This is a genomic window from Aquimarina ulvae (assembly GCF_053613295.3).
The window spans coordinates 154130-169326 of the sequence record NZ_JBSIBP030000008.1 but is presented as its reverse complement, the minus strand read 5'-3'; the positions used below and the strand labels follow the sequence as shown (position 1 = coordinate 169326).

Genomic DNA, 15197 nt, shown 5'->3' with positions numbered 1-15197 from the left:
AGCTTTAATAATCCCGTTGTATAATAAAAATTGTTGGCTTTTTATGTAGTTCTATATCTTCGTTTTTCCATTCCTCTATGGTCTTGGTTGCAATGTATTCTGTAATAAGTGTGATGTCACTAGCTACGCATAGTCTAGTAGATGGGCTTAACATTGATATAAGGTCTGCAAGCATTTTATCATTTCTATAAGGAGTTTCTATAAAGATTTGTGCTTGGTCTTTCTCTAAAGAGTATTTCTCTAACGATTTTATTTTGGATTTTCTTTCACTTTTATCAATCGGAAGATAGCCGTTAAAGCAAAAGTTTTGACCATTCATCCCGCTACTCATCATTGCCAGAAATATAGATGATGGCCCTACCAAAGGAGTTACTTGAATTCCTTTTTCGTGAGCTAATCGTACTACTTCAGCACCTGGATCTGCGATTCCAGGACATCCAGCATCAGAAAGGAGTCCTATAGATTCTCCATTAAGACAAGGGGCTAAATAATTAGGTATTTCTGAAGCATCGGTATATTTATTGACAGAATGTATGATCAGTGAGCGTTGAGATTTACTGGGACTTACTTTTTTGATGAATCTTCTTGCTGGTTTTTCGTTTTCAACAATATAATGATTTACTTGTTCTAAAACTTTTTTAATAGATATAGGTAATACTTCCAACGGCACATCATCACCTAATCTGGTAGGTATTAAATATAATTTTCCTTTTGGATCGAAGGGTTTGGATTCCATAATTTATTGGATAAGTAATTTTGGATTAAGTATATCGGGGTTTATAGTTGTTATGTTTTTGATCCTTGTGTTAAACTGCAATCCCAGATTTATTTGTGAAATCGGAAAAGTACAAATAAAGAAATAAAGTTTTTTCCACAAAGTATTTCTATTTGAGTTAGTTTTATTGTTACTAAATATACAAAAACTTTGTTTTTTTACGAATAATCACGATTTATAGTCTTTCAGCTAGGTGATCACAAGCTTTATCGAGCATTTTATAGACGTTTTCAAAACCTTGTTGTCCTCCGTAGTACGGGTCAGGAACATCTAAATCTTCCTTGGGTTGTAGTTCATTTAAGATGAGCTGTACTTTTCCTTTATCTTCTGTGTGACGTGCGAGTTTTATAATATCATTGTAGTTAGCTTTATCCATAGGAAAGATGAGGTCGTAGGTATCAAAATCACTGATTTTGAATTGTGCTGCTCTTTGATGTGATATATCAATCCCATATTTTTTAGCTATTTCTATCGATCTGCTATCTGGTTTTTCTCCAATATGATAATTGCTAGTACCACAAGAATTTACTTGAAATTTTTTAAGATCAAGCTTAGATTTCAAAATACCTTCTGCCAATGGTGACCTACAGATATTTCCGAGGCAAACCATTAAAATTTTAATTTTCATGTAAATTAAAAATTAGAGCGTAAGTTTTTTTCCAAGATCTTCTACATATTTTCTAAATTGCTTGTCTGTAGAGGATAAATTATCTACAGTTTTGCAGGCATGTAGTACTGTTGCATGATCTCTTTTACCAATTTGGGTACCAATGCTCGCTAACGAGGCTTTGGTCAGTTTCTTAGCAAAAAACATCGCTAATTGACGCGCCTGTACAATATGGCGTTTACGGGTCTTGGATTGAAGTGTTTCTACATCCATTTGGAAATAATCACTAACAACTTTTTGAATGTAGTCGATAGATACTTCTCTTTTCGTGTTTTTGACATAATTGTCTACTATTGCTTTAGCAAGATCAATGGTAATATCTTTTTTATTGAAAGAAGAGTGAGCAATTAAGGAAATGATTGCTCCTTCTAATTCTCTGATATTTGTTTTGATGTTATTTGCTAAAAATTCGACAATATCTTCTGGCATTTCTACGCCATCACGGTATAGTTTGTTTTTTATAATGGATATTCTAGTCTCGAAGTCTGGTTGGTGTAATTCTGCCGATAAACCCCATTTAAAACGAGAAAGTAATCGTTGTTCTATATCCTGCATATCCACAGGAGCTTTGTCACTCGTAAGAATTACTTGCTTTCCATTCTGGTGTAAATGGTTAAAAATGTGAAAGAAAACGTCTTGTGTTCCTGCTTTTCCAGATAATAACTGAATATCATCGACAATTAATACATCAATAATTTGATAAAAATGTATAAAGTCGTTTCTATTATTCTTTTTTACCGATTCTATATATTGCTGAGTAAATTTTTCGGCAGAAATGTATAGCACTGTTTTTTCTGGATAATTATCTTTTATATTAACTCCAATTGCGTGTGCAAGATGTGTTTTTCCTAGTCCGACACCACCAAATATTAATAATGGATTAAACGAAGTACCTCCCGGTTTATTGGCTACAGCCATACCAGCAGATCTAGCCAATCGGTTAGAGTCTCCTTCTAAAAAATTTTCAAAATTGTAACTTGGATTTAGCTGAGATTCGATTTTTACATTTCTAATCCCAGGGATTACAAATGGATTTTTAAGTTCAGGGTTTTTGCTTTTGATAGGTACATCAACCTCTTGAGAACTTACTGCTGTCCTATTAGAACTTGGTATTTTTTCGGTAAATGGTTTTTTGTTACCATACGTGTTTTCCATCTTAATAATGTATACCAATTTTGCAGTTTCTCCTAATTCCCTAGTTAACGATACCTTCAGAAGATTAACATAATGCTCTTCGAGCCATTCATAGAAAAATTTACTGGGTACTTGAATACTTAATGCGCTATCTGAAAGCTTTACAGCCTTTATAGGTTCAAACCAGGTTTTAAAAGCTTGAGGGGTAATGTTGTCCTCTATAAAGGACAGACAATTATCCCAAACTGATTGCGCGGTTATATTCATCAGAGTGGTTAGATTATTTTTTTATGGTTATTAACAGAATATTGTTGAAAAAGTTCCTTCTTTTTTTGCTTGACAAATATGTGAACAAAAAATGTAAAAAAAAAACGATTTTGGGGTTGAATTTTAATTATTTTTTTCGCATACTTAAGTAAATGTAATTTTGCATTGCTTATCTCTTTTTTATCCAAATACATGTCAATCACTACTGAAACTTTATTAAAAGTTAGATATTCTGAAACCGATCAAATGGGAGTCGTACATCACGGCAATTATGCACAATATTTGGAATTAGCCCGAATTGATTGGTTATCACGATTAGGTGTCTCTTATAAATCGATGGAGGAAAACGGTGTTATGCTTCCTGTATTTACATTAGATTTTAAATTTAAGAAATCTGCTTTCTTTGACGATGAATTAACTGTTAAAACTTCGCTTAAGAAAATACCTACATTTAAAATCGTTTTTGACTATGAGATCTATAATCAACATCAAGATTTATTAACAATTGCTTCCTCTACATTGGTATTTGTTGATGCTAAAACCAGAAAGCCAATTTTATGCCCTACATATGTTTTAGAAATTATAGAAAAAGAATTAATCTTCTAATCGTTTGATGTCTACTTCGTACAACGCAGAGAAAAGATCTTTTATTTCATCAGAAATCTTTTTTCTTACGGAAATAAATAATTTGCAGTCTGATTCTAATTTTTGATTTGTGATGATTAATTGTTTCTCCTTAATAATTCGCATAACCTTATTCATGTTTTTATATTGAAAAGAGATACAAAAATTAATGTTAATAGTTTTTTCTATTATTTTAGAGGATTCCAGAGCTAGTTGTGCAGCCGTTCTATATGCATTGATTAATCCTCCTACACCAAGCTTAACACCACCAAAATAACGAACTACTACAATTAAAATATTGGTCACTTCAAAAGACTGAATCTGACCATAAATGGGTTGCCCTGCTGAATTTGATGGTTCGCCATCATCATTGCTTCGATACCTGATCTGCTCTGTTCCTAATTGCCAAGCATAGCACCAATGTCCTGCTGTACGGTGTTGTTTTTTTAAAAAATCAATGAATTGCTTAACATCTTCTTCTGCTGAAATTGGGAAAGCGTATCCAAAAAATTTACTGTTTTTGTCTTTAAACAAGACTTCTTCTCCTGGGTTATTAATGGTTTTGTATGTGTCTTTTATATTCAAAATCGCTTATTGTTAAATAGAAAAAGTAACTAGTAAAATACTGATTATTGCAAGTAGGATACCTACCCAGTTCTTTACTAGTATTTTTTCTTTGAAAAAAAGAATTCCTGCAAATGTGGAAACTAACAATATTGCTACATTGTTAATGATAAATACAGTAGAACTATCGAGATGATCATTTCTTAAGGCCTGAATTAAAAAATAAATAGAAAAATAGTTTGGTATCCCTAAACAAATTCCAGCAACAATATTTTTAAAAGTAATTTTTAATGTCCCTTTTGCTGCCAGATAGATTAGCATAAACATTCCTAATATCGCGGCAAAACCAAAGATAGTTGCAGAAAAAATAGGTACATCCATTTTTGCAACATAAGTGGTTTCCATAAACTTCAGACTGGTATCTATAATACCACTTCCTAAAAAAACCAATAATGGATATATAAGATTTTCTTTTTTTATTGAAATTCCACCAACTGTTTTTATGGATGTCAAGTAAACGGCAACTAAAGCCATAACGATCCCAGTCATTTTTAAGGCCCCGGTACTTTCTTTATACACAATGATTCCAAAAACGACAGGTATAGCAACACTCATTTTGGTTGCTACTGCCGCTACAGAAATACCGTTTTTTTGTGTTGTAATTGCCATTAAATTGAAAATGAGTATAAAGATAAACCCTAAAGCTATTGTTCCGTAAAACCAATTATATTCAATGATGCTAGTAATTTTTATGGGTTCAGTATACGCAATAAAACCCGAAACTGAAGCGACAACATAATTGAAGATTATGGCCTGCATAGTGTCTATTTTGTACTTGGCAAATAACTTAAAAGTGATTAAAATCCAACTTGAGGCTACGATGCTTAATAGTAAGTAGATCAAAATAAAGTAGATTTTACGGTAAATAAATTAGTAATGTCTTCATTTTTGGGATTGTTGTTCCAAATGTGCATCCCTAATTTTTGAGCAGTAAGAGTATTGGCTAAAGTGTCATCTATAAAAAGCGTTTCTGAAGGGGTTAGGTTATGGGTCTCTAGGACAAAACGAAAAATATCCGGATTAGGTTTCCTAAGGTGTATTTCGTAGGAAAGGTAAAAATCATCAAAACAGGATCTAAAATTCGAATAAAACGAGATGTTTTCCTTAATCCAATTGATGTGTAACTCGTTGGTGTTGCTCAATAAAATTAATTTATACTTCTTCTCGGCAGCTAATTTTTCAATAAATTCTAAACGATGCTTCGGAAAATCTTTCAGAATAGCATTCCAAGCATTTTTTATCTGTTCAGCAGAAACCTTAGGAAGTAGTTTTTGATAATAATTAATGAAGTCTAACGTACTGATGTCACCAGTTTCGTATAATTCATTGATGGTTCCTAACTCCTTACTTACGGCAGTAATGCCAAGCTCAGAGAGTTCTTTTATAGTCGCCGGTTTGTCGAGGTTGATAAAGACATCCCCAAAATCAAAAATTATAGTTCTAATCATTTTGATATATGCTTAACGTGTCATTCATAATTTTTTCCTCTAGAATAAGTGTAGCTTTTAGTATTGGAGCTTCGATTCCTTTTTCAAAATAGTTTGCACCTGTAAATACCCGTGCTTCGTCCCATAGATTTGTATTGATAAAAGATTGTAGCGTATAACTGCCTCCTTCGATAATTACAGATTGAATTTCGTGTTTGTATAAAATATCACAAATTTCTGCTGCTATATTATTTTCAGCATGAATGGTTTCGTATAACAAATTATTACGATTCTCTTTTTTATAGTTTTCTGAAGTTATTATAATAGTTTTTACTTTTTGATCCAGAATATTTGATTCTTGTGGGATTTTGTTTGATAGATCAATTACTATTCTTATTGGATGATGACCTGACCAATTTCTAATGGTAAGTTTTGGATTATCTTTTATAACGGTTCTATTTCCTACCAAAATAGCGTGTTCTTCTGCCCGCCATTTGTGAACCAGTTGTCTGGAATACTTACTTGTGATCCATACAGGTGCTCTTTTTGTCATTTTTTTTGGAGCAATAAAGCCGTCTGCTGTTTGTGCCCATTTTAGAACTACATATGGTCTTTTTTTATTATGAAAAGTAAAAAAACGTTTGTGATGTTTCTGGCATTCATTTTCTAAAATCCCTACGGCAACTTTACACCCTGCATTTTTTAGTTTTTTAATGCCTTTTCCTGCTACTATGCTATGAGTATCAATAGTTCCAATAATCACATTGGGTATCTGGTGTTTGATAATTAAATCACTACACGGTGGTGTTTTTCCAAAATGCGAGCAAGGCTCTAAGGTTACGTATAGCGTTGCTTCTTTTAAAACCGAAGTATCTTTTACAGAAGCTATTGCATTCACTTCAGCGTGATTTCCACCATAAGGACTTGTAAATCCTTCTCCTACAATAACTTGGTTATATACAATAACACATCCTACCATTGGATTTGGTCGTGCACTGCCCAGAGCGTTTGTTGCAATCTGGATACATCGTCTCATGTATATTTCGTGTATATTCACCTAATCTTATTTTAAACGTATCTTTTGTTCTTTGTCAATGTTATAAGGATAAGAAAAACTTCCAAAATTATATAGAATATTACCTTTATAATGAACAAGAAGAGAATCCGTTTGAACAATTTTTAGCACACTACCCAAAAGATTGTTTTTATATTCGCTATATATTTTTGATAAAGAAACTTTTCCTTCTATTGGAATTATAAATTCTCTTTTTGGAGGGACATCAAAACTCTGAGACGATATGGTGCCCATATCTATGTTATCAACAAAAATATGAATATCATTTAGAGAAAGTTTTCCACTGAGATTATTTGGATTGTGAAATATTGCATCTGCCTTAAGTGTTACATTGCGCATACTGACATTTTTAACTTCGATATTGCTAATGTATTTAAATTCTGGTTTTCTGGATACAGAACAACTTATTATACACGTTAATATTGTTGATAATAATAAAAACTTCTTCATTGATTACTGTAAAGATTTAATGTATATTTCATCAGATTAAAAAAGAGATATCGTGAGATTCGAGATTAACAAAAGTAATGTTTATAAATTATAATGAGTACCATAAAAATTCGTTCGGTTGCTCCGGAAGACAATAAAGCTTTAGCTCAGGTAATTAGGGATGTATTAATAGAGATGGGAGTTCCCAAAGTAGGAACTGCATATGCAGATGAAGCATTGGATGTGATGTATGAAACTTATAATGCTCCCAGAAAAAGATACTTTGTTGTGGAGGACAACGGTTGCATAATCGGTGGAGCCGGAATTGCACAATTAGAAAAAGAAAGTCCAGAAATATGTGAGCTTCAGAAGATGTATTTTCTTCCAGAGGCAAGAGGAAAAGGATTGGGGTTTCAAATGATGAACAAGTGCCTAGATTTTGCCAGAGAGCAAAGGTTTTCTAAATGTTACTTAGAAACGATGCCGTATATGAAAGGTGCCAGAAAACTCTATGGAAGAGTTGGATTTACATCTCTAGATGCACCTATGGGTGATACGGGACATTATAGTTGTCAAGCGTGGATGATAAAAGAGCTATAGGTTTGAGGCTTAAACACCTTAGAAAAGATTTTATGGATTCTTTATCAGGATTATATGAGCCTGATGAAATACTGTCATTTTTTTATATACTTTCTGAAAAAATTCTGAAATTAAAGCGAGTTGACGTTGCTATGGCATTACATACCGATGTTGATAAAGAGCAACTATCTCAATTTCTTGATGCAAAAAAACGATTATCAAATCACGATCCCATTCAGTATATAGTAGGAGATACAAGTTTTTATGGGCTGCTGTTAAAAGTGAATCAAAGTGTATTAATTCCAAGACCCGAAACCGAAGAATTAGTAGACTGGATCATTAAAGAGTATCATCACAAAGTAGGACACAGGAAACTGAGAATTTTAGATATTGGAACAGGTAGTGGTTGTATAGCAATTTCATTGGCTAAACACTTACCCCAAGCAGATGTGTTTGCGGTTGATGTTTCTGAAGAAGCTTTGAAAATGGCAAAAGAAAATGCGCTATGTAATAAGGTTCAAATAAAGTTTTATCAAAATAATATATTGACAATGAGTGTATTATCGAATAACTTCGATATTATTGTCTCTAATCCTCCGTATGTTAGAGAACTGGAGAAGCAAGAAATTAAACCCAATGTATTGGATAACGAACCCCATTTGGCACTTTTTGTACCGAATAACGATCCATTGATTTTTTACAAAAAGATCACAAAATTAGCTAAACAAAGTCTTACTTCCGAAGGTGTATTGTATTTTGAAATTAATCAATATCTTGGCAAAGAAACCAAAAAAATGATCCAAAAAATGGGATTTTCATCTGTAGAAATTCGTAAAGATTTGTATGGAAATAATCGTATGATACGAGCAGATTTTATTAAAAACTAAAGAAATTATGAACAACTTAACTTCTATTTGTGTTTTTTGTGGAAGTAGTGAAGGCAATGATCTCAAAGTGATTGATGACGCCCTATCGTTAGGACAAAAACTAGCAGAACAAGACATCACTCTCATATATGGAGCCGCAAAAATTGGTGTGATGGGAAAAGTGGCAGAAGGAGCACTTACCCATAATGGAAAGGTAATAGGAGTAATACCAGGTTTTCTTAAGTTAAAAGAAATAGTTCATTTAGGTCTTACGGAACTTGTGACTACGGATAATATGCACGAACGTAAAATGAAAATGCAAGAATTGAGTGATGGTTTTATAACCTTACCAGGAGGTTTTGGTACACTAGAAGAATTGTTTGAGATTATAACTTGGTCCCAATTAGGGTTGCATCAAAAACCAATAGGTTTATTAAATATCAATGGGTTCTACGATTCTTTGCTCGAGCTGTTAGAGACCATGGTTCATAATGGTTTTTTGAAAATGGATAACTATGAGTTGCTGCTAGTTGATGATAACATTGATGGTTTATTGAAGAAGATGAGAGTGTATAAACCAGCGCCAGTACCAAAATGGTTGAAATCAGATAGGACATAAATAAAAGAATACTAAAATACCGATACCCGAAAACTGATACTAGAACAATGAACATAGAACAACAAATCAATCAGTTAAGAGAAGAATTAAGGCAACATAATTATAATTATTATGTACTGGATGCAGCTACGATAAGCGATTATGAGTTCGATATGAAACTCAAAGATCTCCAGGCACTAGAAGAAAAACATCCTGAATTTTATGATCCTAATTCGCCAACTTTGCGGGTTGGAGGTGAGATTACAAAGAATTTTGATACCGTAGTTCATGAGCAACGAATGTATTCATTGGATAATTCATATTCGAAAGAAGATCTATTAGATTGGGAAGCTAGAATCAAAAAATTAGTTGATGGTAAGGTGAGCTATACTTGTGAGCTTAAATATGATGGTGCATCAATTAACCTTACCTATGAAAAAGGAGAGTTAATGCGAGCAGTGACCAGAGGAGATGGAATTCAGGGAGATGATGTAACTACCAATGTAAAAACCATCAAATCCGTTCCTTTGAAACTTAAAGGAGATTATCCTCCAAAATTTGATATCCGAGGAGAGATTGTGTTACCATACGAAGGTTTTGCAAAGATGAATCAGGAACGAATTGCTGCAGGAGAAGAACCCTATGCAAATCCTAGGAATACTGCCTCTGGTAGTTTGAAACTTCAAGATAGCAGTGAGACAGCAAAGCGTCCGTTGGATTGCCTTCTATACAACCTTGTGGGTGATCGACTAGGAATTACAACGCAATATACAAGTCTTGAGAAAGCACGAGAGTGGGGGTTTAAAGTTCCAGAAGAATCACGATTGGTTCATTCTGTAGACGAAGTTTTGGAGTTCATTAATCTCTGGGATCAAAAAAGAAGAGATTTACCATATGAGACAGATGGTGTGGTTGTTAAAGTAAATGACATTCAACAGCAAGAAGAGCTTGGTTTTACTTCTAAAGCACCGAGATGGGCGATGGCTTACAAGTTTAAGGCAGAGCAAGCAATCACCAAACTTATTGAAATTACATATCAAGTAGGTAGAACAGGAGCGATTACACCGGTAGCGAACCTAGAACCTGTTCAATTAGCAGGTACTACTGTAAAAAGAGCATCTTTACATAATGCGGATCAGATTGCTAAACTCGATATAAGAGAAGAAGATACTGTATTTGTAGAAAAAGGAGGAGAGATCATCCCAAAAATTGTGAGTGTTGATTTTACCAAAAGGAATAAAAACTCTGTTCCTACAGCGTATATAACCTCGTGTCCAGAATGTGATACTGTATTATTAAGAAAAGAAGGCGAAGCACAACATTATTGCCCTAATATATATGGTTGTCCTCCTCAGATTATAGGAAGAATACAGCATTACATTTCGCGTAAAGCATTGGATATAGATGGTTTAGGTGGTGAAACTGTAGCCTTGCTGGTAAAAGAAGGGTTGATTGCCAATTATGCGGATTTATATGAGTTGAAAAAAGAGCAAGTCATTCCTTTAGAAAGGATGGCAGAAAAAAGTGCGGATAATTTAATAGAAGGGATTTTAAAATCTAAAGAAGTCCCTTTCGAAAGAGTTTTATTCGGCTTAGGAATCAGATATGTAGGAGAAACAGTAGCAAAAAAATTGGCAAAACACTACAAATCTATAAACGCTATTATTACGGCCACCGAAGAAGATTTAGTAAATGTAGATGAGATTGGTATAAAAATAGCCCAAAGTGTTAGAGATTTTTTTAATTCTGATGCAAACCTGACGCTGGTTCAGAGGCTTATCGGGTGTGGAGTTCAATTACAAATTTCTGCCGATAAATTAGCAAATCAGACGGATACTTTAAAAGGTCAGACTTTTGTGGTTTCTGGCGTATTTGAAAAAGTATCGCGAAATGAACTTAAGAAACTTATTGAAGATAATGGAGGTAAGGTGTCTAGTTCAATCTCCTCAAAAACAACATACCTAGTAGCCGGTGCTAATATGGGGCCTAGCAAGTTAGAAAAAGCAGGTAAACTTGGAATTGAAATGATAAGTGAGGATGATTTTCTTAACTTGTTAGCGTAATGAGGGTAAGGACGCTCATAAAAATTGACGGTATCCATTATTTTGTGTAAATAATAATTATATGGGGTTGAACTTTATTAAACTAGGACCTTTTTTCTAATATAGTTAAGAACTGATTAAGAATGAGTACTCAATTACGAATTGGCTGCGTCCATTTCTTAGTAATTTACATCAGTGATAAATATACAGATTTTTTCAGAGCGTTATCTTTTAGGAAGTTCATCTTGTTTTTAGTGTATTTTCTGATTTTTCCAATTAAGATTTTCTATTAGATTAGTGGTGTAAAAATTTTTCTTATTTTTAAAGGGAAATCAAAGAACACGGCAAGTTTCTCCCAGTTACTGCCTCGTTACTGAACCGCATAAGGATATCTATCGTTCCATTTTTCAGCAAAGCAATCTAATTCTACTTTAGCCATTTCTTTATTAGGAGCACTATAAAAATGTTTTATATCACCTCTAAAGACTTTTTAAATTTCCAAACTACTAACAAAAAAACGAACAATCGCTTTGACAATTTTGAAGATCTGACATACTTGGTTCGTTTTCAGTAACCACTATAAAATGCCAGCAAGCATCTTCACAGGCGGTTTGGCAACCACCACTAGTTGATCCATTAATGAATTTTAATTGTTCTTTTGGAATTCTAAATTTTTTTAAATCTGCAAATGATTTCATATTATTTTTTTTAAATAGTTGAACAAGAACCTTGACCATCCTCACACAATCTAGCAAGTGAGGATTCAGCTCTACTTTGAGAACCATAATTTCCAGTCCAAGTTCCTGGTTGATTAGCACAGGAACATTCATGTGTATGTTCTGGTCCCGCCAAAATAGCTGAGGATCCTCCGCTTATCAGTTTGAGCTGATTCCTCGGTATTTTAAATTTTTTAAGATTTTGAAGTACATTCATTTTTTGAGATTTTAAAAGTGTTTAATTCCTACTCTATTCTAGCTTTTCGGATTACGCAATAACTTAAAATTCTTTCCAAATTTAGTGATTTAGGATTCTTAAAGCCTTGTTATTGAGCGTTAAAAGGTGCTAATGGGTACAGTCGTACGTTATAAGTTTTAGAAACATCATTAGGGCTTAAGATTATAAACTCTATGTATAAATTATTAGCAGTGTTTTTCCTTGTTAAGTTTAAAATTTCTAATGCAAACCCCTTAAAAATTAGGAGCTAGTAATATTGTGATTTTCAGAGAGTCTTTTATTTAACTGAAATTTAGTTCCTTAACATAAGGAAAAGTTGTGTAACATTGCTTGTTTGTGGGGTTATTTCCGCTTATATGGTGACCTAAATTTATTGAATGAGAAGAAACTACTAACATTTTATTTTCTTGTTTGATAGTATTGCAGGTACTAGGATTTGTCTAGCGAATCCTACAATAAATACCTTCAGTAAACTATCCTAATGTAATCACCATGTATTATCTATAACATGTTTAAGAAGTAAAAGCATTTCGATTGGTTATTTGTATGTTGGGTCATTAAGAACTTGATAATAAGTTAATTTCCTTAGTTTTCTCAATCCGATATCGCTTTACATCGTTAGCGCAAATGTATATATGATATAAATAGTGAATTAAAAAAATCATTAAGTTTTTTGGCTTTAAGTTGTTGCGGATGAAAATGGTCAGATAAATTTAGTATATCGACTACTTTTATTTGTGAACTTATATAGTTACTAAAAATAAAACTTCAAAACTGAAGAATTTGAAGAATTTGAAGGGTTTCAATGGTAAATCAGAATACGATTGGATAAAAGAAAACTAGTATACTAATTATTATTCGTTTCGGGTGCTATACTCTTGCTAACTGCAATTTTTATGGAAGCGTAGTTGATATACTCTAAAGTGCTGGTAATTGTCTCTGTCTGTTTTTTTTTATGTGATAGCAGCGGAAAGAATTAATTATTTAGTACCTATTATACTGCTCCTTATGTTAGCAGCCGAAATACTTTCTGTAATTGATTTCAAACGATATTTTGGAATAAAAAACATACTTTCATCCATATAATACGCTATCAATATGGTTTTGTTATGGAAGAACATGCAAAAAGTCAAAATACGGCTGAAGAAAATATTTACGATCCAATTAGGTATGCCAATGAGTTTGATCATCTATGTGGTATACTCAGTAGCTGATATAATTTCGTTAAACACCAATAGTGATCAAGTTTATTTTAATGTGCTAATCGTCCTATTTATTTTGTTCATTGGCTTTTGTTATTATATATATATCAATAGTAAAACGATCGTAAGCTCTTCCCTAATGATAGCCGGATCTTATTTTCTTATTGTCAATATTCTCACAATACTTAATAAGCTGTATGTTCATCTCGATATATTTGTGGTTATCACTAATGCCTTACAATTTTTTGGGCTTTATTTTTTAATTAAATTTTTTATAGGACAAGAGGGTTTGAAACCAGATAATGTAGCGTTTTTCTAGTTGGTTACTGGTTTTTAATATGTTGATAAGCAAATTGGTAATGTTTTGCATTATTCTCATAAATAAATTTCATATTAAACATAATAGGCTGTATTGTTAATTAGATAACTAAAACATAAAAACATTATTAGTTTTTCTATTTTCTTGCAGTGAACTGCATATTTTTAAAATGTAAATTAGCTACATTTGTTTCTTAATCTTTTTTATAAATGATTTTAAAGCGTCTTAAAAGAAATGCATTAAAAAAAAGCATTGAATCTCACTTAAAAAAAAGAAAACCTCAATCAAAAGAGGTTTCAGGTATCAAGAGTCTGGCAGTTCTAATTGATGCATCACAATCTGTGAATGTGTTATCTGTTGTAAAGCTAGCAAACGAGTTGGGTGTGAAATCAGATAGATTAAAAGTGATGGGATACAAAGAGGATCATAAGGAGATATCTGATGACCAAGAGGCAGCATATTATAATGACAAAAGTTTTGGGGTAAATGGATCCATTAAGAGCAGTTCACTTAATGATTTTATAAAAAAGGAATATGATGTTTTAATAAACTTTTATTCAGAAAGTAAATTAGAACTAGATTATGTAGCTGTGGCTTCAAAAGCTAAGTTTAAGGTTGGTTTTGCCGAAGTTGATAATCGGATTAATGATTTAGTTATTGGGGCTGCTCAACAGGACAACAATCTTTTTATTTCCGAATTAAAAAAATATTTAAAAATTTTACAGATAATATGAATGCTTTTCTAAGAGGGACTGGTGTAGCATTGGCAACACCTTTTAATAGTAATGGTTCAATCGATTTTGAAGGTCTAGAGTCCTTAGTTGAATTTTGTATCAGTGGTGGAGTAGAGTATTTAGTAGTTTTAGGAACTACTGCAGAATCGGTGACACTTTCTAAAGAAGAAAAAAAAGGATTAATATCGCATATTGTAAAAGTTAACAATAAAAGATTACCTCTTGTTATCGGTATTGGTGGAAACAATACAGCCGCTATTGTTCAAGAGATGAAGGATACAGATGTATCAGATTTTGATGTGATTTTATCGGTGGTGCCTATGTACAATAGACCCACTCAAGAAGGAATTTATCAACATTATAAGGAGATTAATGATCATGCTCCGTTACCAATTTTGTTATACAACGTTCCTTCTAGAACAGGTACAAATATGACCGCCGAAACCACCCTCAGACTAGCACAATTAGACAGAATTGTAGGTGTTAAAGAAGCAACAGGAGATTTTACTCAGGTTCTTAAAATCCTCAAAAACAAACCAAATGATTTCTTTGTTATTTCTGGAGATGATGCGCTGGCACTTCCTTTGGTGACAGCAGGGGGAGATGGTGTCATTAGTGTTGTCGGACAAGGTTTCCCAAAAGAATTTTCTGAAATGATTCGTTTAGGTCTAGCAGGCGAAAACAAAAAATCATTCAATATTTTGTATAAGCTATTACCCGTTTTGGAATATGCGTTCGAGGAGGGCAATCCGGCAGGGATCAAGAATATTTTGAAACAAAAAGATATTTGCGATGACTATGTTCGACTACCTCTGATTTCTGTTTCTCAGGATTTAGCTGCAAAAATAAAGGATTTTATAAGAATAAATAAGTAGGTTTTT

General features: G+C 32.9%; 17 protein-coding genes and 1 pseudogene. 7 read left to right on the top strand and 11 right to left on the bottom strand.

The annotated features are described in order from the left end of the window. Positions 1–4 precede the first annotated feature (4 nt). The 3 genes from ACWGOQ_RS17360 to dnaA all read right to left on the bottom strand — a co-directional run bounded on the left by ACWGOQ_RS17360 (position 5) and on the right by dnaA (position 2843). Entirely contained in the window at positions 5–736 is a 732-nt protein-coding gene (locus ACWGOQ_RS17360; RefSeq protein WP_452059420.1) for an SAM-dependent methyltransferase, read from the bottom strand. A 214-nt stretch (positions 737–950) separates the two neighbouring features. After that, positions 951–1403: a low molecular weight protein-tyrosine-phosphatase gene (locus ACWGOQ_RS17355; RefSeq protein ID WP_452059419.1), complete on the bottom strand. Its 453-nt coding sequence runs from the start codon at positions 1401–1403 to the stop codon at positions 951–953. Between the two features lie 12 nt (positions 1404–1415). After that, a complete protein-coding gene (gene dnaA / locus ACWGOQ_RS17350) occupies positions 1416–2843 on the bottom strand; it encodes a chromosomal replication initiator protein DnaA (RefSeq protein ID WP_452059418.1) in 1428 nt (475 codons plus the stop codon). Positions 2844–3035: 192 nt separating this feature from the next. On the opposite strand from dnaA, the gene ACWGOQ_RS17345 reads away from it, so the two are divergent. Continuing rightward, positions 3036–3449, top strand: coding sequence for an acyl-CoA thioesterase (locus tag ACWGOQ_RS17345; protein WP_452059417.1), 414 nt, complete (start codon positions 3036–3038; stop codon positions 3447–3449). On the opposite strand, the gene ACWGOQ_RS17340 is transcribed toward ACWGOQ_RS17345, so the two are convergent. The 5 genes from ACWGOQ_RS17340 to ACWGOQ_RS17320 are packed head-to-tail and all read right to left on the bottom strand — an operon-like array spanning position 3438 to position 7043. After that, on the bottom strand, positions 3438–4052 hold the full coding sequence (locus tag ACWGOQ_RS17340) for an IMPACT family protein (RefSeq protein ID WP_452059416.1): 615 nt from the start codon (positions 4050–4052) through the stop codon (positions 3438–3440). The two genes, ACWGOQ_RS17345 and ACWGOQ_RS17340, sit on opposite strands and share 12 nt — an antisense overlap. A gap of 12 nt (positions 4053–4064) precedes the next feature. Further along, positions 4065–4934: an EamA family transporter gene (locus ACWGOQ_RS17335; protein ID WP_452059415.1), complete on the bottom strand. Its 870-nt coding sequence runs from the start codon at positions 4932–4934 to the stop codon at positions 4065–4067. Further along, a complete protein-coding gene (locus ACWGOQ_RS17330) occupies positions 4931–5539 on the bottom strand; it encodes an HAD family hydrolase (protein WP_452059414.1) in 609 nt (202 codons plus the stop codon). Before ACWGOQ_RS17330 ends, ACWGOQ_RS17335 begins: the two co-directional genes overlap by 4 nt. After that, positions 5532–6575, bottom strand: a complete 1044-nt coding sequence (gene ribD / locus ACWGOQ_RS17325; protein WP_458202834.1) for a bifunctional diaminohydroxyphosphoribosylaminopyrimidine deaminase/5-amino-6-(5-phosphoribosylamino)uracil reductase RibD — start codon at positions 6573–6575, stop codon at positions 5532–5534. Before ribD ends, ACWGOQ_RS17330 begins: the two co-directional genes overlap by 8 nt. Positions 6576–6581: 6 nt before the next feature. Next, complete coding sequence (locus ACWGOQ_RS17320; RefSeq protein ID WP_452059412.1) at positions 6582–7043, bottom strand: LEA type 2 family protein; 462 nt, start codon at positions 7041–7043, stop codon at positions 6582–6584. A 93-nt stretch (positions 7044–7136) separates the two neighbouring features. Between ACWGOQ_RS17320 and ACWGOQ_RS17315 the strand changes: the two genes are divergently transcribed. The 4 genes from ACWGOQ_RS17315 to ligA are packed head-to-tail and all read left to right on the top strand — an operon-like array spanning position 7137 to position 11128. Then, the gene (locus tag ACWGOQ_RS17315) at positions 7137–7622 is read left to right on the top strand and encodes a GNAT family N-acetyltransferase (RefSeq protein WP_452059411.1); all 486 of its coding nucleotides are present in this window, start codon (positions 7137–7139) and stop codon (positions 7620–7622) included. 32 nt (positions 7623–7654) lie between these two features. After that, positions 7655–8488 (top strand): peptide chain release factor N(5)-glutamine methyltransferase, encoded by an 834-nt coding sequence (prmC, locus tag ACWGOQ_RS17310; protein ID WP_452059410.1) that lies wholly within the window; start codon positions 7655–7657, stop codon positions 8486–8488. 7 nt (positions 8489–8495) lie between these two features. Next, positions 8496–9086, top strand: a complete 591-nt coding sequence (locus tag ACWGOQ_RS17305) for an LOG family protein (RefSeq protein ID WP_452059409.1) — start codon at positions 8496–8498, stop codon at positions 9084–9086. Between the two features lie 47 nt (positions 9087–9133). Next, entirely contained in the window at positions 9134–11128 is a 1995-nt protein-coding gene (ligA, locus tag ACWGOQ_RS17300; protein WP_452059408.1) for an NAD-dependent DNA ligase LigA, read from the top strand. 130 nt (positions 11129–11258) lie between these two features. Here the strand turns inward: ligA and ACWGOQ_RS17295 are convergent. The 3 genes and pseudogenes from ACWGOQ_RS17295 to ACWGOQ_RS17285 all read right to left on the bottom strand — a co-directional run. Further along, a pseudogene (locus ACWGOQ_RS17295) lies at positions 11259–11614 on the bottom strand (transposase); the annotation flags it as partial. Further along, positions 11614–11805 carry a hypothetical protein gene (locus ACWGOQ_RS17290; RefSeq protein ID WP_452059407.1) on the bottom strand — a complete coding sequence of 64 codons (192 nt, stop codon included), beginning with the start codon at positions 11803–11805 and terminating at the stop codon, positions 11614–11616. The gene ACWGOQ_RS17290 and the pseudogene ACWGOQ_RS17295, both read right to left, overlap by 1 nt. Positions 11806–11815: 10 nt before the next feature. Further along, positions 11816–12040 (bottom strand): hypothetical protein, encoded by a 225-nt coding sequence (locus ACWGOQ_RS17285; protein ID WP_452059406.1) that lies wholly within the window; start codon positions 12038–12040, stop codon positions 11816–11818. Between the two features lie 1751 nt (positions 12041–13791). On the opposite strand from ACWGOQ_RS17285, the gene ACWGOQ_RS17280 reads away from it, so the two are divergent. Then, positions 13792–14316 carry a DUF6913 domain-containing protein gene (locus tag ACWGOQ_RS17280; RefSeq protein WP_452059405.1) on the top strand — a complete coding sequence of 175 codons (525 nt, stop codon included), beginning with the start codon at positions 13792–13794 and terminating at the stop codon, positions 14314–14316. Beyond that, positions 14313–15191, top strand: coding sequence for a 4-hydroxy-tetrahydrodipicolinate synthase (gene dapA / locus ACWGOQ_RS17275; RefSeq protein WP_452059404.1), 879 nt, complete (start codon positions 14313–14315; stop codon positions 15189–15191). The genes ACWGOQ_RS17280 and dapA overlap by 4 nt, the downstream gene beginning before the upstream one ends. The last annotated feature ends 6 nt before the right edge of the window (positions 15192–15197 follow it).

Excerpts from the sequence above, each read along its gene's own strand:
- ACWGOQ_RS17360 (WP_452059420.1), bottom strand. The coding sequence starts at position 736 with ATGGAATCCAAACCCTTCGATCCAAAAGGAAAATTATATTTAATACCT.
- ACWGOQ_RS17355 (WP_452059419.1), bottom strand. The coding sequence starts at position 1,403 with ATGAAAATTAAAATTTTAATGGTTTGCCTCGGAAATATCTGTAGGTCA.
- dnaA (WP_452059418.1), bottom strand. The coding sequence starts at position 2,843 with ATGAATATAACCGCGCAATCAGTTTGGGATAATTGTCTGTCCTTTATA.
- ACWGOQ_RS17345 (WP_452059417.1), top strand. The coding sequence starts at position 3,036 with ATGTCAATCACTACTGAAACTTTATTAAAAGTTAGATATTCTGAAACC.
- ACWGOQ_RS17330 (WP_452059414.1), bottom strand. The coding sequence starts at position 5,539 with ATGATTAGAACTATAATTTTTGATTTTGGGGATGTCTTTATCAACCTC.
- ACWGOQ_RS17320 (WP_452059412.1), bottom strand. The coding sequence starts at position 7,043 with ATGAAGAAGTTTTTATTATTATCAACAATATTAACGTGTATAATAAGT.
- ACWGOQ_RS17315 (WP_452059411.1), top strand. The coding sequence starts at position 7,137 with ATGAGTACCATAAAAATTCGTTCGGTTGCTCCGGAAGACAATAAAGCT.
- prmC (WP_452059410.1), top strand. The coding sequence starts at position 7,655 with ATGGATTCTTTATCAGGATTATATGAGCCTGATGAAATACTGTCATTT.
- ACWGOQ_RS17305 (WP_452059409.1), top strand. The coding sequence starts at position 8,496 with ATGAACAACTTAACTTCTATTTGTGTTTTTTGTGGAAGTAGTGAAGGC.
- ligA (WP_452059408.1), top strand. The coding sequence starts at position 9,134 with ATGAACATAGAACAACAAATCAATCAGTTAAGAGAAGAATTAAGGCAA.
- ACWGOQ_RS17290 (WP_452059407.1), bottom strand. The coding sequence starts at position 11,805 with ATGAAATCATTTGCAGATTTAAAAAAATTTAGAATTCCAAAAGAACAA.
- ACWGOQ_RS17285 (WP_452059406.1), bottom strand. The coding sequence starts at position 12,040 with ATGAATGTACTTCAAAATCTTAAAAAATTTAAAATACCGAGGAATCAG.
- ACWGOQ_RS17280 (WP_452059405.1), top strand. The coding sequence starts at position 13,792 with ATGATTTTAAAGCGTCTTAAAAGAAATGCATTAAAAAAAAGCATTGAA.
- dapA (WP_452059404.1), top strand. The coding sequence starts at position 14,313 with ATGAATGCTTTTCTAAGAGGGACTGGTGTAGCATTGGCAACACCTTTT.